Raw genomic sequence first — 20,614 nt, 5'->3', positions numbered from 1 at the left:
CTCCCAAACCAAGGTTTTTGAGAACCTCAGCACTCAACCCTGCATCGGCAATTTCTTTTAACGCATTGGCGATTAAAGGGTACTGTTTATGCGGATTATCAGCAGCAATATGCTTTTTCATCTGATCATCAGCGTAGCCCTTTACCTCAATAACTTTATCGTCAACATACTGGCGCGTTGCCAGCACAACCGACGGATCAATTTTCAGGGAAATTGATGACGTGCTCGACACAATCAGAATCATACGAATGGTCTGCGTGCGACCACTGCCTTCCTGCAGCTGAGGCTTATAAGTCTCCGGGCAGTTAGCCACGGCGATCAGAATGCCGTCGTCGTCATAGAGACCGATCTCTCGGATCCAGAAACCGCCCTCATTCTCGGGAATAATCTGTTCCGCGATGATCTGGCTGGTATTATTAGGATCAACAGCGAGCAGGTTCAGCGGCGCTACGCGTTTTTGGTTGACGAGCTTCGTCTGCGCCGGATCGGGGGTTGGCAACGTTCCGTTAGCGTCGCCTACCGCCATTTGCGTCAGGTTGAGTTGCGTACCAAGTGCCGTCGCGTTAGCTAGCCGCGCAGCGCCCTGATTCGTCAGTATGGCAAAATATTTTGCGGTCATGCGTTCACTCTCAGGTTATCAATCAAATGGATGGCCGAGGCCGGGTAATAATCACCACCGACAATAAGTTCCTCAGTGGTGTAGGGGTAAACAGCCAGCGCATCGCCGTGATAGCATCCTGCGCCGACATAAAACTCTCCCGTTGAGCTCAGGCTGATAGCCAGCCCGGTCATGTGTCTACTTGCCGGTTTGGCATCCTCAATGAGACGTTCAAGCTCCTGATACATTTCGTCAGTGATGCCGTTATCAAGCACACCGACAACCAGACGGAATGTGCCAGGCTCCTCACCGAGCTGCCACCACTCGCGCACCTCAATCAAAAAGCCAAGCGGTTCCACCACACGACGCAATGCGCTGATGGTTCCTTTGTGCTGATGGACGAAAAACGAGGACATAATGACGCTGCGTTTAGTGCTCTCCGGCCACGCCTCATCCCAACGGTCTACCGACAGCGCCCATGCCAGGTAGGGAAGTAAATTCACCGGGCACGCGCTGGGGTTCCATAACGTGCGTAGCGGTACCGGCACACGCTCAATATTCGAGAGCGCAGCGGCAGCAGCGATTTCCAGCGGTGAGGACCCAACGGGTAATAGCCTGTCACTCATCCGAACCCCCGATCGCTATCTGATACGAGGTACAGTTCGAGGCCTGCGACTTACTCAGTACAATGTCAGACTGGGGAGATTCCAGTTCAACGCGCTGCACGCCTTCAACGTGAAGTGCTGCATAAATGGCCGACAGGCGGATATCGCGTCCAAGGCGATGCTGTGCGCTGATATAATTTTGCAGCCTCTGCTCTGCTGCCTGCCTGATGGGTTCAGACTCTGGTCCGGGATAAACGTAGAGTGTTGCGTTTATCTTGTAAGGCACAATTTCTGCTGACTGAACAGTCACACGATCGCCGACCGGGCGGACGGTTTCAGCGTTAAGCGCTTTTTCAACAACCGCCAGTAGTTCAGGACGAGCGGTACCATCACCCTCACGGGATAACACCGAAATCGTCACGTATGCAGGCTGAGGGCTATCAACCGAAACGTCAGCGACCCGTCCGTCGGCACTTCGACCATGATATTCATAGGCTCCAACCGGCCCCGCGACGCTCAATCCCTCAAATGCTTGCTGGGCGCGCAGTCGCAGGTCAGCGTCAGACTCCATGACGGCAGCCGTTGGCGGAATGGTAGTGTCATCTCCCGGGGTGATGGTCAGGCGTTCGGTATTATTGTTTCCCGCAATAACATCAAGGTCACGACCAGCAGAATAGGCAAGCGTCACAGCCAGCGCAGCCTCATTAACCCGCTGGCGCCAGATGACTTCCCGGTAGGCGTTCTCCTGCAGCAGCTTCACAATCGGCTCTGACTCCAGTGTCAGCGTCCGTGCAATCGCCTCTCGCTCCTCTTCCGGATAGAGCGACACAAAGGTGGCCTTTCGTTCTGCCAACAGCGTTTCATAATCCACCTCCTCCACGACATCAGGCGCGGCGAGCTGGCTCAGATCAACAATAGCCATAGCGTTTAACTCAGTGAAATGGTGATAGAAAAGGATTGTCCGGAGATCGGGCGCGTGCCGGTGATATCGACATACAACGTCCCGTCGTTCTCCGAACGCTCGAAAGTGATGGCCGTCAGGCTTATCCGCGGCTCCCATTTCTGGATGGCGGAATAGCATGCGGCCATGATCTGCAGGCGCAGCGCCGGGCTCTGCGGCCTGTCGATCATCGCCGCGAGCAGCGAGCCGTAATCCCGGCGCATGACCCGCGAGCCAATCGGCGTAACCAGAATGTCGCGCACGCTCTGCCGGATGTGGTCAGCCTCTGAAAGGCTTAGCCCGGTCTGCCTGTTCATTCCCCTGTAACGCACCGTCATTGTGTCCCCTTAGTCCAGCTTCCGCCGCTTTGCACACTGCCGTGCGCGTGGTTGTCCACCTGCACTCCGTTGGAGGTCAATTTACCGCCGGAGTGCTCAATATTTCCGGTCATCACCCCGCCCTTCTGCACTTCCAGCGAGGCGGTAATTAACCTGTTGGTACACACCACTTCAGGCGTATCCAGCGTGATACGGGACGTTGAGATGACCCGCACCTCCGGCACGGTGGCGGTCAGCGATTCAGAGGCGGTAATGTCGGCCGTTTTAATGCCTGCAACCGTCAGCGCCCCGCGCCCGGGTTCGTACTCGATCACCGCGCCGTCCGGAAACGAGACGTGGAACGCATCAGGTGACCCGGACGGTGCCGGATGGTCGTCCGAGAAAATGCCGGGCAACACAAAGGCGGTATCCAGCTCACCGCCGATGGCCAGCAGCAGCACCTGCTCTCCCTCGGAAGGGGCCCACCACACACGCGAACGTCCCGCACGACAGGTTAGCCAGTTCAGCCAGGTGGTTTTCATCCCGCCGGTCTGGACACGACAAAGCCCTCTGTTGAGGTCAACGTCGGTCACAACACCGATACGAATCAGGTTGCGGATCGCGCGAGCGATACCGTTCATGGAAGTTAATGTATTCATGAGAAGAGAATGCCGTTCAGGAGGAACGGCAGCAACGAGACGGGGTTTTCTGCGGGATGATACAACAAGCGGTCCAGACAGCAGGCGGCTGGCGGCCTTCAGCGCGGGGAGCTTAATCCTCCCACTGGCTGACCAGCTCACCATTGATGTACAACGCCTTCGGACGCGTGACGGGCTCCGGCAGCGGCGGCTCCGGGGAATAGGTCGCGTGCAGAGCGCCCTGCTCCTGAGTGACAAGAATGCGCTCGGTCAATTGCACGCTGATGGTGATATCCATCGTATCGTCATCGTTTAAGACGAGCGTGAAGGTGTATCCGTTTTTGCGTCCTTCATCGAGGGTAAAAATGTCCGGCTGGTTTTCCCGCAGCCAGGCCAGCACCGGGACAAAAAATCCCTCGCTGTCGCCCGTGAAACCGCTAACCTTCCCGTTCAGCACATACCGTTTTTCAAAGGAGAGCGAGGAGGCAAGGCGGGCGTCTATATTGCCGCTGCCGACCGACATCTGCAGGCGCTCCGGGTTGGCATTCAGTTGGGGGATCGCGTCAATTAATGCCTGACGCAGGCTCTTGAGTTTGTGCATCGAGTTTATCCTGACAGTCTTTAATGGTTTCAACCTGCAGCGCGCAGTCGATAAGGGCGTACTCAAGCCTGCGAATATCGGCGCTGAGATCGCCGTTAGTGGCGGGTTCGCTTCCCGGCATCGGGCAGCGGCTCACCTTCGGGCAGGCGTTGTAAACAATGGGCTGCGGAGGCGCAGGCGGTGCGGGTGTGCAACCTGCGGACAGCATCAGGCAGCTGAGCGGTATACCAGCGGCGTAACGCTTCATTTTCATTGAGTAATCTCCCGATAGTCGCTTCCCGTCTTGCCCTCTCCTCGCCCGCAGCGACAAGCTCTTCACGGAGCCTGACCTGGGCGTTTTCGTTTGCTCTGGCCATCCGTTGCGACAGGGACAGCTGATGGTTAAGCGTGGCGAGGGCCGTTTTTTGCTCGCTGGCGACCCGGTTGGCCGTGGCTAAAGAACGGGACAGGGTCTGGTTGTCATGACGAAGCCACAGCGCGATCGCCAGCAGTCCGGCCAGCATCAGCATGAGGACTCTCATGGCAGCCCCTTCATGCACCAGGCCTTCTCGCGGACACGACGATTTTCCAGCCCGGTATTTTTGACGCCGTTGACGTACACCCAGCGGGTAAGCTGCCCGCACGCCTGTGACCACTGTTTACGTTTGATAAAGGAGACCAGAGTCGAACGGCAGGCGGCGCCTGCGCCGACGTTAAAGGAAAAACTCACCAGCGCGTCGTAGACCCGCGGCGGCATCTCCACCGGCGCGCACGCCGCCAGACGACGCTCAACGTTGAGCACATCAGCGACCAGATTTACCGCGGCCTCACGCTCGGTAATGTCCCGCGTCGGCACGACGTTTGCCGTGTGACCAATGCCTGACGTCCATACCCCAGCGCTGCACCGGTAGGGCGAGAGGCGACATCCTTCGAGATCGGCAATCAGCGCCAGCCCCTCCGGGGAGGTTTTCAGTAATCGAAAGTCAGGCATCAGCACCGCCAGGGCCAGCACGCCGGCGACGCTGCAACGCTTAATGATTGAGTTCACGAATGCTCTTCTTATCGAGGCCCAGAGACTGGAGGTAGCGCCAGGTTTTGCGCTTAAACCAGTAATTCGTCAGCGCGGTAAAAATGGCGCAAAGGCTCCCCACGTACAGCGCAACCTTTTCAGGAGACATCGCCCCGAACCAGGCCAGCGCCACGGCCAGCCAGTAGGCGATAACCGTGGTGATTTTCTCCAGGCTCAGTCCCATAGGTTTACGGATTCTTTGGTGGGGGCGCTATTCACCTCCGGCATCTCTACCGGCGTGCCGTGAGGCAAAATAACGCCTGACTCCGCGAGGCCAGGATTGGCCTTCAGAACGGCTTTTACGACGCCAGCCGTGCGCCCATAATAGCGGGCGCAAACGGCATCAAGCGTGTCCCCCTGCATTGCATAGATCTTCATCAGACGCTCCCAACATCCGGTTACCAGGTACTGTAGAGTTTCCCGGGCTGGCGGTCTTTTCGCTATCGCTGACGGATGGACAATCTCGGACACAACAGACCGTCCACAAGCAGCGAAGCGTGGGTCGACGAAAGCGCAAAATCTGAATGAGGGTGTACGTTCGGGCTATGACGCTGGGCTAACGCCAGCTCTCGTCTTCCCAGACTTCCCGGAGAATATTATCCAGCATTTCGCGATCGGCCTCTCCTTCAAGCCCCTGGAGCTCGACTCCCGTCACCGATCCTATTTTCACGCTCACCCGCGATGACGGAAACAGGGATCGTATTCTGCGGGTCAGTTCGCACTGAAAGGCTTCAACGACGGCATGGCCAATCTGCTGATCTTTATCGAGCGTAATGTTCACCCGAACGTTACCCTCTTTTTTGATTCGTTCCGGAACAGGCGATGCTGAGAAAACAACGGTAAATGCGTTGTTCTTGATTAAATTTCCCCGCGCAATCTCAGCAATCAAATTCAGGGCAATCTCACGATCTCTTTCCTGACATGTTCCTTCTGTTGTCAGTCGCGCAATCATCTCGACGCGTTCAATCATGACCTGCTCGTTCAACTCTCTGTCCACACAACCTCCACCACGAGATACTGTATAAACATACAGTAGCACGTATTCATAAAAAGAGTGAAGCGAAAAATCAGAACCCTTCACGGTATGTACATGATATGGATGGAGATTAGCGGGCTCTCTGAGCGAAGAGATCCGTTAAATACCCAATACGTTCAAGGATTTTCCGCGCCTTGTGCTGATAAGAACGCGCTGCCGGAAAGAGCGATCCGTCAGCTGCGCCTTTGCACCATTTGTCGTTAAAGCGGCTAACGCCGCCAGCCATAAGATGCAGGGCCTCTCCGCGGCTGATGGCGATTCCGGTGGCGAGCCGTATCTCATCGATCACTTTCTCCGGAACCCCGTTCTGCGGGTCGCTCGCGAAGACGATGGGCGACGACGCGCCAGGGCGGATGAATTTGATGCGTTCGGTTAACGCCCGCCTCGCACGCCTGCTGAGGGGTTGAGAAAGATCGATCTGCGTACAGTTATTGACAGAACTCCGAGAGGATACAGGTGCGTCCTTAAGATCCGCGGCCCGCTTCGGCACAATTTTCCACTGCGTGAGTCGGGTTATAATTGGGCTGCCCGCGCCAACGGCAGAATCGTACACGCCGCGGATGCGGACCGTTTCCTCGCCGTACTGGTTAAACCCGGCGCCCGGCTCATACAGGGTGCGCACCTGTAAATCATCGCGACGCACAAACGGGCCGCCCTGTGCAGTAACGTATCCCGCCCAGTCACCGGCGTCGGCAGCCTCATGGACGGCAGCAAACTCGACGCTCAGACCGCGCGCGGCCTCGGGATCCGCCAGACGTCGCAGCTCGCGGTAGACCGTTACCGGCGCGCCGCCGATAAACTGAAACTGGCGAATGTGCCAGCGCCCCGCCCAGGCCGACACAACAGACGCCGTCTCCTTCAGCAGCCCGCCGCTTTCGCTATCGGTCTCGCCATCGAGCGCATAGCCGTCGATATTCTTTGAGATGTATTTGGCAATATAGCCGGTAGCACTGCCTTTCTGCGGATCGATCGCGTCCGCGTGAAAGCGCGCCTGTCTGGCGCTTTCGCTCTGCAGCTCAATGGCATCCTCCTGCCGCGCGTAGTCCCCGATAATCAGGCGAACGCATTCGACATCTTCCGGCAGCATAAACATCAGCATGTGCCAGTGGGGCGTACCGTCGTGATGGGGTTCCGCAACGCGGATACCGAAAATACGGATCCCATCACGGTGGAGCTTTGCGCGGATGCGCGCCCACAGCCGGGTGAGGTAGCCTTGCGTCTCCGCAGGACTGGCCCCGTTCCACTTCGCGTTGGGGTAACCTGATTTCAGCGTCGCGTGATACTGCGCGGGCGCGGTTAAGGTATAGAACTCGCCCACATAGCCCAGCGCCTCACAGATATTTTCAAACCCGCGAATGCGGGTCATCAGTTCACAGCGTCGTATCGCCGGGTTGGCCACCGAGCTATCGAATTTTTCAATCAGGCTAATGCGGTTGCCCTCTTCATCTTCCAGCTCCATGCCCTTGAGAAATTCGCGGGTGCGGCGCTTCTGCTCGCGCCACTCGGTCACGCAGCGTTTGCTCGCATACGCCGTTCTCCGTTTGCTGACGTTGCCGAGGGCAATCTGCAAATGCTCGCGCCAGGCCGCCGCGACCCGACGCAGACGCCCGCGCCACCACGCCTCGGAAAACATGCGGATCACCGCCGCGGCAACGTCATCTTTGTCGAAACACGTCTTCGACACGCGCTCCCAGTGCGGAGGCGACACGTTGAACTGCCGGGCGATCAGTCCGGCGCGCTGATACCAGACGTACAGCGTCTGGTATTCGCCCATCTCAGGATCGTTAATATTCGCCAGCTCGCCGCGAATAAAGCTGGCGATATCGGCGGCCAGCAGGTCGATGTCCGCGCGGGACATATCCGGCAGACGGTTATAGCGGGCAACCAGTTCGACCATTCGCGAGGCAAGGTACTGCAAAAGCTGGGTATCGAAATGGCCGTCAAACACGGCTCGGGAAACTGCTTCATGCAAACCTGCGCAGGCATAGCGTTCAGAGACCCGCCGCAGGCGGGGCAACATTCTTTTGCAGAAGCGGATCAAAAAGGCGTTAGCCTGGGGGCTGCCACGATGCTGTTCGAGGGCGTCAACCGCGCGCCAGACCTCAAAACGCACGCAGTCAGGCTGCTGTGAAAGAGCCATTCTTGCCTGCTTCAGCGCCGCGAAAAGGCGATCGCGGCGCTGCTGTTGGGCATGGGTGAGATAAGGGCTGGCAATGGCCGACCGTGGGGCATTCCACGGATAAGCAAATGACGTCGCCAACTCATCCTCCCCGGACGTGTTTATTTTTCATCTCTGCGATCTCCTGACAGGTGACGCATAGGGCTACGCCAGGCACCGCCATACGGCGCGCCTGCGGTATTGGAGCCTCACACTCCTCGCAGAAGAAACGCGAAGGCGATGCGGGTCGTCTGCGGGCGCTATTAATGTGGCGCTCTCTGTCTTCCTGTTCGCGCGCCTGGGCAAGATCGATAAAATCGGCCATCAGTGCAGCTCCTGGGATTCACGCTCGTAGCGAGCCGCTTCGTGGCACAGCAGTTCGGCAACGTCCTCTCCGCTCATACCGGTTTTGTAGATATGGCTCGCCAGCGCCTCCAGGCGCAGGGAGACCGCGAGGGCTCGCGCGCATCGTTCCTCCGTTTTTGCCTCTGCCAGCAGGCGTTTCAGTTCTTCACTTCCGATCGGATAAGGGCGGTTTTCACTGTTTCGCATCACGCGTTCTCCTTAAATTCAGGCAAAAGGATGCCCGGCGGGTTTACGCCATTAGTTTTTGGGTTGGGTTATATCGGCATGGTCAGCCGTTCAGGAAATAAACTCACAACAGCACGAAAATGGTTCATGGCGTTAATCAGCGCCCGTTTCTCTTCGGTCGTCAGCTCGCTGATATCGCACTCATGCCGGGCGACGGGCAATCTCGCCAGGAAAAAGAGGGCGGCCAGCGCCCTGCAGTTCTCCTCAAAACAGGGATCGCGCTTATCGCGCAGCTCGGCCATAAACCGCGCCAGCTCTTTTCCGCTATCGCTCCCGTATCGGGCGCGCAGTTCAGCGACGTGGTTAAGCCCGTTAAGACGCGCTCCCACGCTAAGTGGAACCCTTGCACGGGCAGCTTCTATCGCCATATCACCCCTCGCATAAATTCACGCACGCTAATGTGCTGAAAACGGGTGTAGCACGGTTTTTTCCACCGTTTGATGATTGCGATTTCAGAAGCCATGCTGCATGATTCCCATTTTGATACTGTCTGCAATCATTAGCCTCTGTTTGCCAACGTCTGCCGCTGATTGCCCGAATTTGCAATGATATTAATACCCAATTGAGTATTAGTAAACACCCAAAGGAATATATTTTGATCTTAGATTCTCAAGTGAATAATGAAGAGTTACTCGATAGAATCTGTCAGGTATATGGTTTCACGCAGAAAATCCAGCTGGCCCGGCACTTTAATATCGCCGCCAGCTCGCTTCAGAACCGCTACGCGCGCGGTACCGTCTCTTACGACTTTGCGGTTCAGTGCGCGCTGGACACCGGCGCGAGCCTTCGCTGGCTGATGACCGGCCAAGGGGCGCAGTTTGAAGGTCATCCCGTGCCGGGCGATCCCGTTTCAGTTTCGACATTCACACTCAGTGACGGGAGACTGGAAGAAAATTCCATTTTGAGTATTGACTCTGCTTTCTTTAGCAAACCGCTGGCGCGCGGCATCGCCGTCCGGGCGGAGGGGAAGCTGCACTTTATCGAAAAAGACGCATCGTTAACCGACGGCCTGTGGCTGGTTGAGATTGAAGGCACTGCCAGCATCCGCGACCTAACGCTGCTGCCGGGTAAAAAACTCCACGTGGCGGGCGGCAAGGTTCCGTTTGAGTGCGGTATCGACGAGATTAAAACGGTAGGGCGTGTGGTGGGGATCTATAGCGAAGTAAGCTGAGGATGTTTCATCCCCCCCTCGTGGCTGTGGATCTGCCGCAAGATAAACCGATACAGAGAAGCGAATTATATGTCCGTATAATTCGCTTCTCTGTTCTTGTTTAATCAGGCTTATAACACTCATAAAAAAATATATATTTTTAAATTATATTTTTTATTACTTCATTCAACCAATGAATGCATGTAACTGTAGTGACACGAAATATTACAAACAGAAAAATCATGAAGGAGTAAGGTCAGAGAAATTAATTAAATAAATGGAGTTAACCAGAATGGCTATACCAGTTTATCTCTGGCTTTACAGCGAAGAAGGGAAACAGTTAAAAGGTAGCGTTGATGTACATAGACGCGAAGGTAGCATTGAAATAACCGGACTGTCACACGGCGTAGAGATACCTACAGATGATTACTCCGGAAAAATAACAGCCACACGCCAACATTCTCCCTTTGTTTTTACAAAAGCGCAAGACGTCTCAAGCCCTTACCTTTATCAGATCGTTAGTACGGGAAGCGTTCTTAAATCTGCTGAGCTAAAATTTTATCGAATCAACCACGCAGGGCAGGAAGAAGAATATTTTAATATTTTTATGGAAAATGCACGTATTACCTGCATTGTGCCTTATATGGAAGATGTGAAGGATCCCGACTTCACACATTATGATCATATGGAAGCCATAGAAATGACATATGAAAAAATAACATGGAAATATCTGGACGGTAACATTGTCCATTCCGATAGCTGGAAAGAACGCAGCGCGGCATAAGGGGAATAGCTCATGGCATGGACCTACTACCAAAGTACCGGTGAACTGTGGCATAAAGGTAAACTTATTGGCACAGGGTATTCCGGAAACCTGACAAACAAAAATAATCCAGACCGTCAGCACGTTAAGGGGATGGGACCATTACCACGCGGAACGTATCGCATAGGAGGCCATACATCCTCAAGGGGGCCAATGACAATTAACCTCAAACAAACCTCTGGTGAGAGCTATGGGCGATCGCTGTTTCGCATCCATGGTGAGAAAAAGGCACCAGCCATTCCTGGTTTTGCATCAGAGGGCTGCATTATCATGGGACCTCACATTCGCTCTAAAATAATTCTTTCGTCAGATCGTACGCTTGAGGTAGTTCGTTGAAAAAGTACGTGTTTTCTCTAATTACCTGCATTCTTACGGCTTCCTGTATAGCGTCAGAGAGTGACTGGATAACCTATATTAAGCTGGTGTCCAGCGCTGACATGGCAGCTATTCAGGCATTACCAGCGAAGATTAAAAGCACTGGTGATAATCTGGATGACGAGCATGCTGAACAGTTGGCGACCGCCATCAGCATGGCGCTTATCCGCGCCCCAGAATTAGTGCTGAATGTCACCAATCAATTTGAGTTGAACCCAGACCCTTTACAGCAACGGTTTGGAACCACTTTGATATGTAGCATACCGATGATGATACACAGCACTAATGCGGAGGTTGAAACCTATTTAGCAAAGGCTAAACCAGCATTGGAGAAAGCGGGCTCCCCAGCAAGAGAATGCTTAAGCAATATGCTCGATGTAATCAATGAGGTTAAGCAAGAAAAGGATAAGGACTCAAAACGTTAGCATCATATTATAACAAGCGCTCTTCTGAGCGCTTAATCTTTGAACCATTAAATAATAAACTACATATCACTCCAGTTTATCCAAAAATAAAAGAGCACATGGCTAAATCCTCCCTTTCAACCATCACCGTATCAAATAACAGCGGCTGCTCGGCTATGAGTGCGACGCAGAAATTTGAAAATATCTATATCCCACCGGGAATGAACTTGATATGAAAACGATGCAGCTGTTTTTGATTATGTTAGTGATATCGCACGTGGCTTATGCAAATAACTGTACTTCTGTTGAAGAAATGGACAAGGCAGATAACGCAGCCTCTGCCATTCAGGACTGGCAAGGCATCCATTCTTTTTACAAAAATTACAGACAGTGTGATGAGGGATATATCGCAGAAGGGATATCAGCGACTATTGTCGGGCTGTTAGCCAACAACTGGAAGACCTCCCATCAACTCATGCAGCTATCTGTAAACGATCGCGCTTTTGAGTCATGGATGATTAATCACATCGATACGACCACGAACGATCGCGAGCTCGATAAAGTCGTGAGAAACGCCACGGATAGCTGTCCCGAAGGCGGTAAAGCGTTCTGCAATCAGATTGAGAATGCCGCACAAGGCGCGTTGAAGGAACTGCAAAGCCCATAGCCAAGAATGGTTTCACAGGTAGAGCAGGAAACGGAGCTATTCTCACCCTCCACCTTACAGGCTCCTGCTCACTTCCCCACGTCACAAACTGCAAAACTAAAGAAATCCCCCATCGCGCCGATCATCATCCGTGTGTATTATTTCCTGTAGCTTTTACAACAACTAACCTTAACTCAAATACTTAAGCGCCAAAGCGAAAGGCATCATGAGCACACCGATCAAACGGCTAGAAATCATTAAAAATGCCATTGAACTGGAAGATGACGACATCATCCAGAGCCAGCTGACACGCCTGAAAAATGAAGCGTTTGACGATGAGCTACAGGCAATCGTCGTGGCGCTTGAGGAGAAGAATTACACCGCTGCGATGGCGGCCATTACCGCCTGGCTGCAGGGCCAGCGTGCCGTCACCCCGTGGCGCGACCCGCAGGTGGCCGCCAGCAAGCTGGAGCTGAAGGCGCTGGAAGAGCGTCTGCGCGATCTGATTGACCGCCGCAACGCCCGCGTGCAGCAGCTTGATGAGTTTAACGATCTCTATTTTTCCCGCCTTGGGCCGCTGATGCAGCAGATCCTCGCCCTGCGTAAAACCCTGGCGGAGCTAAACCTGCGTCGTCAGCAGGCGGAAGCGCGTCGTCGCGAGGAAGATTACCGTCGCTGCCAGCACTATATGGCGCAGGCGGTAGAGGTGCTGGCGACGCTCACCCAGCGCTGGCGCGATCTCCCGGCCGACTCCGTCCAGGCCGCTGAGGCGCGTAAGCATCTGGAACAGCAAAGCAATCTGATTGCCAACCTGCTGGCCGAAGCGCTGGAGCTGGAGAGCGGCTTAACGCGCGAAGAGGAGCCTGCGCGTCAGGCGCGCGACGAGGCGAACGAAGAGTACGAGAAGTATCGCGAACAGCATCACGATGCCGAAGTGCGGCTGCGCAAAGGTAAGCATCTTTCGGAAGAAGACCAGAACGAGCTCAAGCGTCTCTGGCGGCAGGCGAGCAAGCTCTGCCACCCGGATCTGGTGGCGGACGATCTGAAAGAAGAAGCCAACAGCATGATGGTGCAGCTTAACCAGGCGAAGCAGCGCGGCGATGTGAAAGCCATTCGCTCGCTGGTAGCCCGCCTGCAACAGGGCTTCGAGCCATTGATGGCCAGCGACAGGCTGAACGATCTGGAACGTATCCGCAAAAAAATGGCGCAGGTCCGCGAGCAGATCGACATTTTAGTGAACGAGCTGGCGGAACTGGAGAAAGAGGAGTCCTGGCTGTTGGTCTCGTCGCTCAATAATATGGAAGCGTACTTCGCTCAGCAGGAGAAAGCGCTGCACGAGGTCCGCGCCTCGCTCGAACATCAGGTGAACGAAGCGCAGCTGGATTCCGCCGCCTGATTATTTGGCGTGCCAGTATGCGCTGGCACGCACCAGCTGCGGGTCAATCGCGTCGGTTTCAAACTGACGGCTCAGCGTTTTCACCACCTTCCCTTCCCCGGTCAGCCAGATGAAGTAGTCTTCCCCCGGAACGGTCAGCGCCGCCAGATGGTCTGCGACCGCCTGCGCGTTGTGGCCCACTACCCAGGTGATATTGAACCCGCTCAGGTGCGCCAGATAGTCTTTATAAGATTCGTCCCTGACCGTCACGACCGCATGAACCTCCGGGCGAACCGGCAGTTTAGCAATGCTTTCTAAGCGTCGACGCAGCGCGGGCATGCCGGATTCATCGCACACGTACAGCTGCCAGGCGTAATCCTCCGGCACCACCAGCGAACCGCGCGGGCCGCCGATGGTCAGCCTGTCGCCCGCTTTCGCCTCGACCGCCCAGCTGCTGGCAATGCCGCCGTCATGAATGAAGAAATCGAGAACCAGTTCATGATTTGCCTCATCGTAGAGCGGCGTATAGTCGCGCGCCTGCGGACGCACGCCGTCGCCCCAGTCGATGCCTTCATCGGTGACCACCGGCGGCGTAAACGTCGTCCCGGGTGCCGGGAAAAAGACTTTGGTATGGTCGTCGAAACCGCGGGAGCTAAAGCCCTCCAGCGCCTCGCCGCCTAAAACAATGCGCTGGAAACCCGCGCTGGCGCGTTCAACGTGGAGCACCGTCAGCTCGCGAAAACGCAGGTCATTACGAACACGCTGTGGATAACGAGTAGATGCCATTTTTAGACCCTTTTCTGGTGAATACGATATATCTAAATCAATTTTCAAATGATAATGATTACTAATAAGGAAAAATGCAAGATCTTTTAGATTGCATTTGAATATATCTTAGATATAGTTTAGATATATCAATTAAAGGACCTGTTATGCGACACGAACACGACAGCGGCGGGCGCCGACCGCGCTTTTTTGGCCACGGCGATCTGCGGCTGGTGATTCTGGATATCCTGACCCGTAGCGCGAGCCACGGCTACGAGCTGATCAAAGAAATTGAAAACCTGACCCAGGGGAATTACACCCCGAGCCCAGGCGTCATCTACCCAACCCTGGATTATCTTCAGGATCAGACATTTATCACCATTACGGAAGAAGAGAGCGGGCGTAAGCGCATTGCGATTACCGCTGAAGGACAGCGCTGGCTGGATGAAAACCGGGAACAGCTGGAACAGATCCAGGTGCGTATCAAAGCGCGCAGCGTCGGTTTTCAGCTGCGCAAAAACCCGCAGATGAAGCGGGCGCTGGATAACTTCAAAGCGGTGTTAGACCTGAAGGTGAACCAGGGAGAGCTCAGCGACGCGCAGCTCAAGCAGATCATCGGCGTGATTGACCGCGCGGCGCTGGAGATCTCCCAGCTGGATTAAGCCGGTGCGTGCTCGCTCACGCGGAAGACGCGTACCAGCTCTTTCAGGTGCATCGCCTGTTCGTTAAGCGATGCCGCCGCAGCCACAGACTCCTCCACCAGCGCGGAGTTCTGCTGGGTGGTGGCGTCAATCAGGCCAATCGCGCTGTTAATCTGCGAGATACCTTCCGTCTGCTCGTGGCTGGCCTGGCGAATTTCCCGCAGAATCACGTCCATCTCCTCCACGTTGCCCACCATCCCGTTGATCAGCCCACTCGCTTTTTCGACAAGGTTCATCCCGTCCTGGGTCTGGCTGGTGGAGCTCTCAATCAGCTCCCGGATTTCGCTGGCAGACGACGCGCTCTTCTGGGCAAGCTGGCGAACCTCACCGGCCACCACCGCAAAGCCGCGTCCGTGCTCGCCGGCGCGCGCCGCTTCCACCGCCGCGTTCAGCGCCAGAATGTTGGTCTGGAACGCAATGGCGTCGATCAGGTCGATAATGTCGGACATCCGGTTCGATGTTTCGTTAATCAGGCGCATTTTGCTGGTCACCTGCTTCATCATCTCACCGTTGTTTTTGACCACCGTGGCGGCATCGGCCGAAAGGTTGGTCGCTTCCCCGGTATGCGAGGCAGTATTTTTCACCGTCGCGGTGATCTGCTCCATCGAGGCGGCGGTCTGTTCGACAGAACTTGCCTGCTCTTCCGTGCGCGCGGCCAAATCCTGGTTCCCGGCGACAATCTGCGCGGCTGCGCTGGAGATATTCTCCGAGCCGGTTTGCACCTGCTGCACAATGTCCAACAGTCGCGTCTTCATCTCCATCAGCGCATGCAGCAGCAGACCCGTTTCGTCTTTGCCGTGCGGCGTGATGCTGCCCGTCAGATCGCCCTCTGAAATGGCTTTTGCAAAATGCACCGCCTCGCCGAGCGGACGTGTGATAGCGCGCACGATAAACCAGCCAATCAGGCTGCCTGCCACGACGCTAAAGAGCGTGATCAGGATCAGCAGCAGGCGGTTAGACCTGAAATCTCCTTCCACCTGCGCCCCTGCACTCTGCATCTCGCTGTTTTGAATCGTAATCAGCTCCTTCACCTTCGCTTTATAAGCCTGCTGCACGGCGAGGGTGGTGGTCATCATCTCCTGAATAGCGCCCGCACGATTGTTGTTCTGCACCGCCTGCAAAATGCGGTAGCGCGAGTCCAGATACTGCTGGCGCACGCTGCGGATATCCGCCAGCACCTGCTGAGACTTTTGATCCTGCAGCGCGTTGTTAAGCTCGCCGAGGATCACCGTGATGTGCTCGCTGATCTCTTTCAGGCGCTGCTGCGATTGCCCCGTGTAGGTACCCTGCTCATCCAGCAGCATCAGCTGTTGCGTGCTAATAAATTCCTGGAAGTTATCGATTAACTGGTTCGCTTTTACCGTGGTCGGATAATCACTGGTAATAATGGATTGCATCCCGTTATTAGCCCGGTTCAGACTCAGCAGAGACAGGCTCGCGCTGATCGCCATCAGGACAATAAAGAATCCAAACGCCAGAAATAATTTCGTGCCGATCTTTACGTCATGTAAGAACATATTTTCTCCATCGATGTGATTATTTCTCAGACGATCGCTGTTATCGGTAACGGATTGGCTAACTTTATGACTTTGATCGTTTTTTTATTTCATAACCCTCACAATGCATAGGTGCAGGCTATTAATATTGCTTCATCGATCGTTACCAGACCGTCAAACGAGGTATTTTTGAAACAGGATTCTGAAGAACTGACTTAGGCAGGAATAAATAACTGATGCACTTTCTTTAGTTATTTAATATTAACTTAACAATAAAATACATTAATAATCACATCCGGAAAATAAAACGCCGCTTATTCCTTACGGAATAAACGGCTTTTCCGGAACATTATTGACTCAATGGAGCACAGTCACCGCATCCTTAAGGCGTCCGGCGCGATGCTTCACCATCGCAGAAATGTGGGCGCTCTCCTCAACCAGGTCGGCATTCTTCTGCGTGATGCTGTCGAGTTCAGCCACCGCGCGGGTCAACTCTGACAGTCCGGTTGCCTGCTCGGAGGTCGCGTGGCTGATCTGGGCGATAAGCTGCGTCACGTTTTTCACCTGCACAACGATATCATCCATCGTACGGCCCGCAGCGTGAACCTGCTCAGAGCCGGACTGCACCTTGCTGGCGCTGGCATCAATAAGTTTACGAATATCATTAGCCGCACTGGCGCTGCGGCTGGCGAGATGACGGACTTCGCCCGCGACCACGGCAAAACCTTTGCCCTGCTCGCCTGCCCTTGCCGCTTCAACCGCCGCGTTCAGCGCCAGAATATTGGTCTGGAAAGCGATATCGTTAATCAGAGAGGTAATCGAGCCAATTCGCTGCGTGCTGTCGGCAATGTCATCCATCGTTTTAACGACGGTCTGCATCGCATTGCCCCCTTTCGTTGCCGCGCTGCTCGCGGCCACGGAGAGTTTGTCCACCTCGGCGGCGGTTTCGGAGTTACTCTGAACGGACGCGGCCATCTGGTTCATTGTCACGACGGTCTGCTGCACGTTCGCGACGGTCTGACGCGTACGATCGTTCAGATCTTCATTCCCCTGCGCCAGCCTGTCGCTGCCGTCACGGACGCTCACCACCTGGCTCGACACGTCATTGATCAACCAGCGGCACATCAGGCCCAGTTGCCCGACCGCACGCAGCGTCAGCCCCAGCTCGTCGCTGCGGTTCAGGTGCTGCACGCTGTTACGCTCGCCGGTGGCGACCTTCAGCGCCTGTCGCGCTACATTCTCTACCGGGCGGACAATCTGTTGCTCAAACAGCAGCGTCCCCAGCAGCATCACCACCGCGGCAGCGGCGAGAGGCATCCACCCGGCGGAGGTCGCGACCAGCGTGGCGGCGAGTACGGCAAAAAGCGCCGCCATCACGCTGCGCACGCGCCAGCGCAGCGGCATTGCCGGCAGTTTGCCCAGCCAGCCCTTTCCGACCACCAGCCCTTTATGAATACGTTTTTTACAGCGCCCGTCGTTCAGCGCCCGGTAGAGCGGCTCCACGGTGGCAATCTCTTCCGCTGTGGCTTTGGTACGAATGGACATATAGCCCGTCACCTGCCCCCGGCGCACCATCGGTACCGCATTCGCACGCACCCAGTAGTGGTCGCCGTTTTTGCGCCGGTTTTTGACAATCCCGCTCCACGGCTCGCCCTGCTGCAGCGTGTACCACATATCGGCAAACGCGGCTTTTGGCATATCGGGATGGCGTACCATATTGTGCGGCTGGCCCGTCAGCTCATCGAGCTGGTAGCCGCTCACCTGCACAAAGGTGTCGTTGGCGTGTGTTATATAGCTGTGGACGTCTGTGGTAGACATTAAGGTGGTGTCATCGTCCAGAGGATATTCATTCTGGGTGACATAGGTTGGAGAGGACATCGTGGGCATCCCTTGCAGGTTATTTGAATGTTAATTTTGTGGGTCAATGTTTTTTCGGCGGTAAACAATTTATCTTTAGTTGTTAAACTTGATGGAGATCGCAGATTTGACTTAAACCATACTTTTTGTACGATTTTTTAATTCATTGATTTCAAATACTTTCGTAAAGAAATTACCTGTAAAGCATGACCCGTTAACGCCCACTTAAGTTGCAGCGAATGCACTTCTTTAGTGCAGCTGCGCGTTCCCGTCCTCATTTATCCTCTCTTTCCTGTACCGCTAAATCCCGTTTCGGTTGCTCCGGCATGATTAAATATTGTGCAACATTATTTTAACCTGGCGTTTATCCCGATTTTCGTTAAGTCATCTGAAGTGGCGTAATCCCTGCAATACTTAACTCAGTATCATGTGATACGCGATCCCCGGGAGCACATTTTGAACAGGTTACCTTCCAGCGCCTCGGCTCTTGCCTGTACCGCGCACGCACTGAATCTCATTGAGAAGCGAACGCTCGATCATGAGGAGATGAAACAACTTAACCGAGAGGTCATCGATTACTTTAAAGAGCACGTCAATCCAGGGTTTCTGGAGTATCGCAAATCTGTTACCGCCGGCGGGGATTACGGAGCCGTAGAGTGGCAAGCGGGAAGTCTGAACACGCTTGTCGACACCCAGGGACAGGAGTTTATCGATTGCCTGGGAGGTTTTGGAATTTTCAACGTGGGGCACCGTAATCCAGTTGTGGTTTCCGCCGTACAGAATCAACTTGCGAAACAACCTCTCCATAGCCAGGAACTGCTCGACCCGCTTCGCGCCATGCTCGCGAAAACGCTGGCGGCCTTAACGCCCGGCAAACTGAAGTACAGCTTCTTTAGCAACAGCGGCACGGAATCGGTCGAAGCGGCGATTAAACTCGCCAAAGCGTACCAGTCGCCGCGCGGGAAATTCACCTTTATCGCCACCAGCGGCGCGTTCCACGGGAAATCCCTGGGCGCACTGTCTGCTACCGCCAAATCCACCTTCCGCAAACCGTTTATGCCGCTGCTGCCGGGCTTCCGCCACGTGCCGTTTGGCGACATCAACGCCATGCGCACCGCGCTGAGCGAATGCCGCAAGACCGGCGATGACGTGGCGGCGGTGATCCTGGAGCCGATTCAGGGCGAAGGCGGCGTGATCCTCCCTCCGCAGGGCTATCTGCCCGCCGTGCGTCAGCTGTGCGATGAGTTTGGCGCGCTGCTGATCCTCGACGAAGTCCAGACCGGGATGGGGCGCACCGGCAAGATGTTTGCCTGCGAGCACGAAAACGTGCAGCCGGACATCCTGTGCCTGGCGAAGGCGCTCGGCGGCGGCGTGATGCCGATTGGCGCGACGGTGGCCACCGAGGAGGTCTTCTCGGTGCTGTTCGACAATCCGTTCCTGCATACCACCACCTTTGGCGGTAACCCGCTGGCCTGTGCGGCCGCGCTGGCGACCATCAACGTGCTGCTGGAGCAAAACCTGCCCGCGCAGGCGGAGCAGAAAGGCGACATGCTGCTGGACGGCTTCCGTCAGCTAGGCCGGGAGTATCCGGACCTGGTGCAGGACGCGCGTGGGAAAGGGATGCTGATGGCGATTGAGTTTATTGATAACGAAACCGGCTATAGCTTCGCGAGCGAGATGTTCCGCCAGCGGGTGCTGGTGGCCGGAACGCTCAACAACTCGAAAACCATCCGCATTGAACCGCCGCTGACGCTGACGATTGAGCAGTGTGAGCAGGTGCTGAAAGCGGCGCGTAAAGCGCTGGCAGCGCTGCGGGTGAGCGTGGAAGAGGCGTAATCAACGCCGGGTGGCGTTACGCTACCCGGCAGTTTTTTATCGGTGAAACTCCGCCACCGTCATGGTGAAGCGAAGCACGGTATCGCTTTCATTGGCGTAGCCGTGCGACGCTTCCGTTTTCGCCACCGCCGACGCACCAGCGTTAACCTGGGTCACCGTCTCATCCACCGTCAGCGTTAACACGCCCTCGTTTACGTGCAGCAGCTCAAAGGTTCCCGCCGGGTGCCCCGGGGAGGTAAAACGTTCTCCCGGTTGCATCTCCCACTGCCATAACTCAATCATGTCAGGTCCCGCGGTACCCGCCAGCAGTCTGGCGCGTCCACCCAGCGCGCCCTGCCACAGCACCGGAATCGCCTCTTCTTCGATAACGTGTACCAGCGGCTCGCTGGAGACGTTGACGATATCCGCCACGGAGATGCCGAGCGCGGCGGCCAGCTTGCACAAAATGGCGATGCTGGGATTGGCTGCGCCCTTTTCGATCTCCACCAGCATCCCTTTGCTGACGCTGGCGCGGCGGGACAGCTCGTCCAGCGACAGCTTTTTCTCTTTACGCCAGTTGCGGATGCGGTTCGCCACGGCCAGGCTTACCTGGGCAACATCGGCACCCGAATCAGTCATTATATTGACTTTATCAGTCATTGGTCACTACCATGG

At 55.3% G+C, this 20,614-nt stretch carries 28 protein-coding genes; 8 read left to right on the top strand and 20 right to left on the bottom strand.

Annotated features, from left to right (window positions below; genetic code table 11):
* From AC0TOY_RS06715 to AC0TOY_RS06640, 16 genes are all read right to left on the bottom strand, one after another.
* The coding region (locus AC0TOY_RS06715) for a phage tail protein (protein ID WP_473721629.1) at positions 1–619 on the bottom strand (619 nt) is incomplete at its 3' end.
* Positions 616–1,224: a phage tail protein I gene (locus AC0TOY_RS06710; protein ID WP_061716458.1), complete on the bottom strand. Its 609-nt coding sequence runs from the start codon at positions 1,222–1,224 to the stop codon at positions 616–618. The genes AC0TOY_RS06715 and AC0TOY_RS06710, both read right to left, overlap by 4 nt.
* Positions 1,217–2,125 (bottom strand): baseplate assembly protein, encoded by a 909-nt coding sequence (locus AC0TOY_RS06705; RefSeq protein ID WP_061716457.1) that lies wholly within the window; start codon positions 2,123–2,125, stop codon positions 1,217–1,219. Before AC0TOY_RS06705 ends, AC0TOY_RS06710 begins: the two co-directional genes overlap by 8 nt.
* A 5-nt stretch (positions 2,126–2,130) precedes the next feature.
* Positions 2,131–2,481, bottom strand: a complete 351-nt coding sequence (locus AC0TOY_RS06700; protein WP_063622458.1) for a GPW/gp25 family protein — start codon at positions 2,479–2,481, stop codon at positions 2,131–2,133.
* A complete protein-coding gene (locus AC0TOY_RS06695; RefSeq protein WP_407820986.1) occupies positions 2,478–3,119 on the bottom strand; it encodes a phage baseplate assembly protein V in 642 nt (213 codons plus the stop codon). The genes AC0TOY_RS06700 and AC0TOY_RS06695 overlap by 4 nt, the downstream gene beginning before the upstream one ends.
* Positions 3,120–3,231: 112 nt before the next feature.
* Positions 3,232–3,699 (bottom strand): phage tail protein, encoded by a 468-nt coding sequence (locus AC0TOY_RS06690; protein ID WP_267217546.1) that lies wholly within the window; start codon positions 3,697–3,699, stop codon positions 3,232–3,234.
* Entirely contained in the window at positions 3,662–3,907 is a 246-nt protein-coding gene (lysC, locus tag AC0TOY_RS06685; protein ID WP_473721628.1) for an Rz1-like lysis system protein LysC, read from the bottom strand. The genes AC0TOY_RS06690 and lysC overlap by 38 nt, the downstream gene beginning before the upstream one ends.
* The gene (gene lysB, locus AC0TOY_RS06680) at positions 3,795–4,220 is read right to left on the bottom strand and encodes an Rz-like lysis system protein LysB (protein ID WP_473721627.1); all 426 of its coding nucleotides are present in this window, start codon (positions 4,218–4,220) and stop codon (positions 3,795–3,797) included. Before lysB ends, lysC begins: the two co-directional genes overlap by 113 nt.
* Positions 4,217–4,726, bottom strand: coding sequence for a lysozyme (locus tag AC0TOY_RS06675; protein ID WP_024906439.1), 510 nt, complete (start codon positions 4,724–4,726; stop codon positions 4,217–4,219). The genes lysB and AC0TOY_RS06675 overlap by 4 nt, the downstream gene beginning before the upstream one ends.
* Positions 4,710–4,931, bottom strand: a complete 222-nt coding sequence (locus tag AC0TOY_RS06670; protein ID WP_023309247.1) for a phage holin family protein — start codon at positions 4,929–4,931, stop codon at positions 4,710–4,712. The genes AC0TOY_RS06675 and AC0TOY_RS06670 overlap by 17 nt, the downstream gene beginning before the upstream one ends.
* Positions 4,922–5,125, bottom strand: coding sequence for a tail protein X (locus AC0TOY_RS06665; RefSeq protein ID WP_420277487.1), 204 nt, complete (start codon positions 5,123–5,125; stop codon positions 4,922–4,924). The genes AC0TOY_RS06670 and AC0TOY_RS06665 overlap by 10 nt, the downstream gene beginning before the upstream one ends.
* 178 nt (positions 5,126–5,303) lie before the next feature.
* Positions 5,304–5,744 (bottom strand): DinI-like family protein, encoded by a 441-nt coding sequence (locus AC0TOY_RS06660; protein ID WP_024906437.1) that lies wholly within the window; start codon positions 5,742–5,744, stop codon positions 5,304–5,306.
* A 109-nt stretch (positions 5,745–5,853) separates the two neighbouring features.
* Positions 5,854–8,043, bottom strand: coding sequence for a replication endonuclease (locus tag AC0TOY_RS06655; RefSeq protein ID WP_473721626.1), 2,190 nt, complete (start codon positions 8,041–8,043; stop codon positions 5,854–5,856).
* Position 8,044: 1 nt separating this feature from the next.
* Entirely contained in the window at positions 8,045–8,266 is a 222-nt protein-coding gene (locus tag AC0TOY_RS06650; protein WP_048028939.1) for a TraR/DksA family transcriptional regulator, read from the bottom strand.
* Complete coding sequence (locus AC0TOY_RS06645; protein WP_023309252.1) at positions 8,266–8,493, bottom strand: DUF2732 family protein; 228 nt, start codon at positions 8,491–8,493, stop codon at positions 8,266–8,268. The genes AC0TOY_RS06650 and AC0TOY_RS06645 overlap by 1 nt, the downstream gene beginning before the upstream one ends.
* Before the next feature lie 68 nt (positions 8,494–8,561).
* Positions 8,562–8,900 carry a DUF5347 domain-containing protein gene (locus AC0TOY_RS06640; RefSeq protein WP_024906434.1) on the bottom strand — a complete coding sequence of 113 codons (339 nt, stop codon included), beginning with the start codon at positions 8,898–8,900 and terminating at the stop codon, positions 8,562–8,564.
* 227 nt (positions 8,901–9,127) lie between these two features.
* On the opposite strand from AC0TOY_RS06640, the gene AC0TOY_RS06635 reads away from it, so the two are divergent.
* From AC0TOY_RS06635 to AC0TOY_RS06610, 6 genes are all read left to right on the top strand, one after another.
* The gene (locus tag AC0TOY_RS06635) at positions 9,128–9,703 is read left to right on the top strand and encodes a phage repressor protein CI (RefSeq protein ID WP_024906433.1); all 576 of its coding nucleotides are present in this window, start codon (positions 9,128–9,130) and stop codon (positions 9,701–9,703) included.
* A 271-nt stretch (positions 9,704–9,974) separates the two neighbouring features.
* The gene (gene tssD / locus AC0TOY_RS06630) at positions 9,975–10,466 is read left to right on the top strand and encodes a type VI secretion system tube protein TssD (protein ID WP_048991077.1); all 492 of its coding nucleotides are present in this window, start codon (positions 9,975–9,977) and stop codon (positions 10,464–10,466) included.
* Between the two features lie 12 nt (positions 10,467–10,478).
* Positions 10,479–10,841, top strand: coding sequence for a tlde1 domain-containing protein (locus AC0TOY_RS06625; RefSeq protein WP_071994439.1), 363 nt, complete (start codon positions 10,479–10,481; stop codon positions 10,839–10,841).
* 101 nt (positions 10,842–10,942) lie between these two features.
* Positions 10,943–11,305, top strand: coding sequence for a hypothetical protein (locus AC0TOY_RS06620; RefSeq protein WP_231103412.1), 363 nt, complete (start codon positions 10,943–10,945; stop codon positions 11,303–11,305).
* A 211-nt stretch (positions 11,306–11,516) separates the two neighbouring features.
* Positions 11,517–11,951, top strand: a complete 435-nt coding sequence (locus AC0TOY_RS06615) for a hypothetical protein (RefSeq protein WP_267217550.1) — start codon at positions 11,517–11,519, stop codon at positions 11,949–11,951.
* 205 nt (positions 11,952–12,156) lie between these two features.
* Positions 12,157–13,326, top strand: a complete 1,170-nt coding sequence (locus tag AC0TOY_RS06610) for a coiled-coil domain-containing protein (RefSeq protein WP_024906429.1) — start codon at positions 12,157–12,159, stop codon at positions 13,324–13,326.
* Here AC0TOY_RS06610 and AC0TOY_RS06605 read toward each other — a convergent pair whose 3' ends face one another.
* Entirely contained in the window at positions 13,327–14,091 is a 765-nt protein-coding gene (locus AC0TOY_RS06605; protein WP_248165522.1) for a siderophore-interacting protein, read from the bottom strand.
* 146 nt (positions 14,092–14,237) lie between these two features.
* Between AC0TOY_RS06605 and AC0TOY_RS06600 the strand changes: the two genes are divergently transcribed.
* On the top strand, positions 14,238–14,732 hold the full coding sequence (locus AC0TOY_RS06600) for a PadR family transcriptional regulator (RefSeq protein ID WP_090418780.1): 495 nt from the start codon (positions 14,238–14,240) through the stop codon (positions 14,730–14,732).
* Here AC0TOY_RS06600 and AC0TOY_RS06595 read toward each other — a convergent pair.
* Together AC0TOY_RS06595 and AC0TOY_RS06590 are read right to left on the bottom strand one after the other, a co-directional pair.
* A complete protein-coding gene (locus AC0TOY_RS06595; protein WP_024906426.1) occupies positions 14,729–16,288 on the bottom strand; it encodes a methyl-accepting chemotaxis protein in 1,560 nt (519 codons plus the stop codon). The two genes, AC0TOY_RS06600 and AC0TOY_RS06595, sit on opposite strands and share 4 nt — an antisense overlap.
* Before the next feature lie 336 nt (positions 16,289–16,624).
* Positions 16,625–18,145, bottom strand: a complete 1,521-nt coding sequence (locus AC0TOY_RS06590) for a methyl-accepting chemotaxis protein (RefSeq protein ID WP_473721625.1) — start codon at positions 18,143–18,145, stop codon at positions 16,625–16,627.
* A gap of 435 nt (positions 18,146–18,580) precedes the next feature.
* Between AC0TOY_RS06590 and ygjG the strand changes: the two genes are divergently transcribed.
* The gene (ygjG, locus tag AC0TOY_RS06585; protein ID WP_048992627.1) at positions 18,581–19,960 is read left to right on the top strand and encodes a putrescine aminotransferase; all 1,380 of its coding nucleotides are present in this window, start codon (positions 18,581–18,583) and stop codon (positions 19,958–19,960) included.
* A gap of 36 nt (positions 19,961–19,996) precedes the next feature.
* On the opposite strand, the gene AC0TOY_RS06580 is transcribed toward ygjG, so the two are convergent.
* Positions 19,997–20,599, bottom strand: coding sequence for a helix-turn-helix domain-containing protein (locus tag AC0TOY_RS06580; protein ID WP_048992625.1), 603 nt, complete (start codon positions 20,597–20,599; stop codon positions 19,997–19,999).
* Positions 20,600–20,614: the final 15 nt, after the last annotated feature.

Source organism: Enterobacter sp. PL_is379, from assembly GCF_055817355.1.
This window is presented reverse-complemented; position numbering and strand designations above follow the sequence as displayed.

Coding starts and splice junctions, on each gene's coding strand:
- AC0TOY_RS06610 (WP_024906429.1), top strand. CDS start 12,157: ATGAGCACACCGATCAAACGGCTAGAAATCATTAAAAATGCCATTGAA.
- AC0TOY_RS06690 (WP_267217546.1), bottom strand. CDS start 3,699: ATGCACAAACTCAAGAGCCTGCGTCAGGCATTAATTGACGCGATCCCC.
- AC0TOY_RS06595 (WP_024906426.1), bottom strand. CDS start 16,288: ATGTTCTTACATGACGTAAAGATCGGCACGAAATTATTTCTGGCGTTT.
- AC0TOY_RS06600 (WP_090418780.1), top strand. CDS start 14,238: ATGCGACACGAACACGACAGCGGCGGGCGCCGACCGCGCTTTTTTGGC.
- AC0TOY_RS06640 (WP_024906434.1), bottom strand. CDS start 8,900: ATGGCGATAGAAGCTGCCCGTGCAAGGGTTCCACTTAGCGTGGGAGCG.
- tssD (WP_048991077.1), top strand. CDS start 9,975: ATGGCTATACCAGTTTATCTCTGGCTTTACAGCGAAGAAGGGAAACAG.
- lysB (WP_473721627.1), bottom strand. CDS start 4,220: ATGAGAGTCCTCATGCTGATGCTGGCCGGACTGCTGGCGATCGCGCTG.
- AC0TOY_RS06620 (WP_231103412.1), top strand. CDS start 10,943: ATGGCAGCTATTCAGGCATTACCAGCGAAGATTAAAAGCACTGGTGAT.
- AC0TOY_RS06700 (WP_063622458.1), bottom strand. CDS start 2,481: ATGACGGTGCGTTACAGGGGAATGAACAGGCAGACCGGGCTAAGCCTT.
- AC0TOY_RS06615 (WP_267217550.1), top strand. CDS start 11,517: ATGAAAACGATGCAGCTGTTTTTGATTATGTTAGTGATATCGCACGTG.
- AC0TOY_RS06625 (WP_071994439.1), top strand. CDS start 10,479: ATGGCATGGACCTACTACCAAAGTACCGGTGAACTGTGGCATAAAGGT.
- AC0TOY_RS06580 (WP_048992625.1), bottom strand. CDS start 20,599: ATGACTGATAAAGTCAATATAATGACTGATTCGGGTGCCGATGTTGCC.
- AC0TOY_RS06695 (WP_407820986.1), bottom strand. CDS start 3,119: ATGAATACATTAACTTCCATGAACGGTATCGCTCGCGCGATCCGCAAC.
- AC0TOY_RS06645 (WP_023309252.1), bottom strand. CDS start 8,493: ATGCGAAACAGTGAAAACCGCCCTTATCCGATCGGAAGTGAAGAACTG.
- AC0TOY_RS06710 (WP_061716458.1), bottom strand. CDS start 1,224: ATGAGTGACAGGCTATTACCCGTTGGGTCCTCACCGCTGGAAATCGCT.
- AC0TOY_RS06605 (WP_248165522.1), bottom strand. CDS start 14,091: ATGGCATCTACTCGTTATCCACAGCGTGTTCGTAATGACCTGCGTTTT.
- AC0TOY_RS06665 (WP_420277487.1), bottom strand. CDS start 5,125: ATGAAGATCTATGCAATGCAGGGGGACACGCTTGATGCCGTTTGCGCC.
- AC0TOY_RS06590 (WP_473721625.1), bottom strand. CDS start 18,145: ATGTCCTCTCCAACCTATGTCACCCAGAATGAATATCCTCTGGACGAT.
- AC0TOY_RS06670 (WP_023309247.1), bottom strand. CDS start 4,931: ATGGGACTGAGCCTGGAGAAAATCACCACGGTTATCGCCTACTGGCTG.
- AC0TOY_RS06705 (WP_061716457.1), bottom strand. CDS start 2,125: ATGGCTATTGTTGATCTGAGCCAGCTCGCCGCGCCTGATGTCGTGGAG.
- AC0TOY_RS06650 (WP_048028939.1), bottom strand. CDS start 8,266: ATGGCCGATTTTATCGATCTTGCCCAGGCGCGCGAACAGGAAGACAGA.
- lysC (WP_473721628.1), bottom strand. CDS start 3,907: ATGCTGTCCGCAGGTTGCACACCCGCACCGCCTGCGCCTCCGCAGCCC.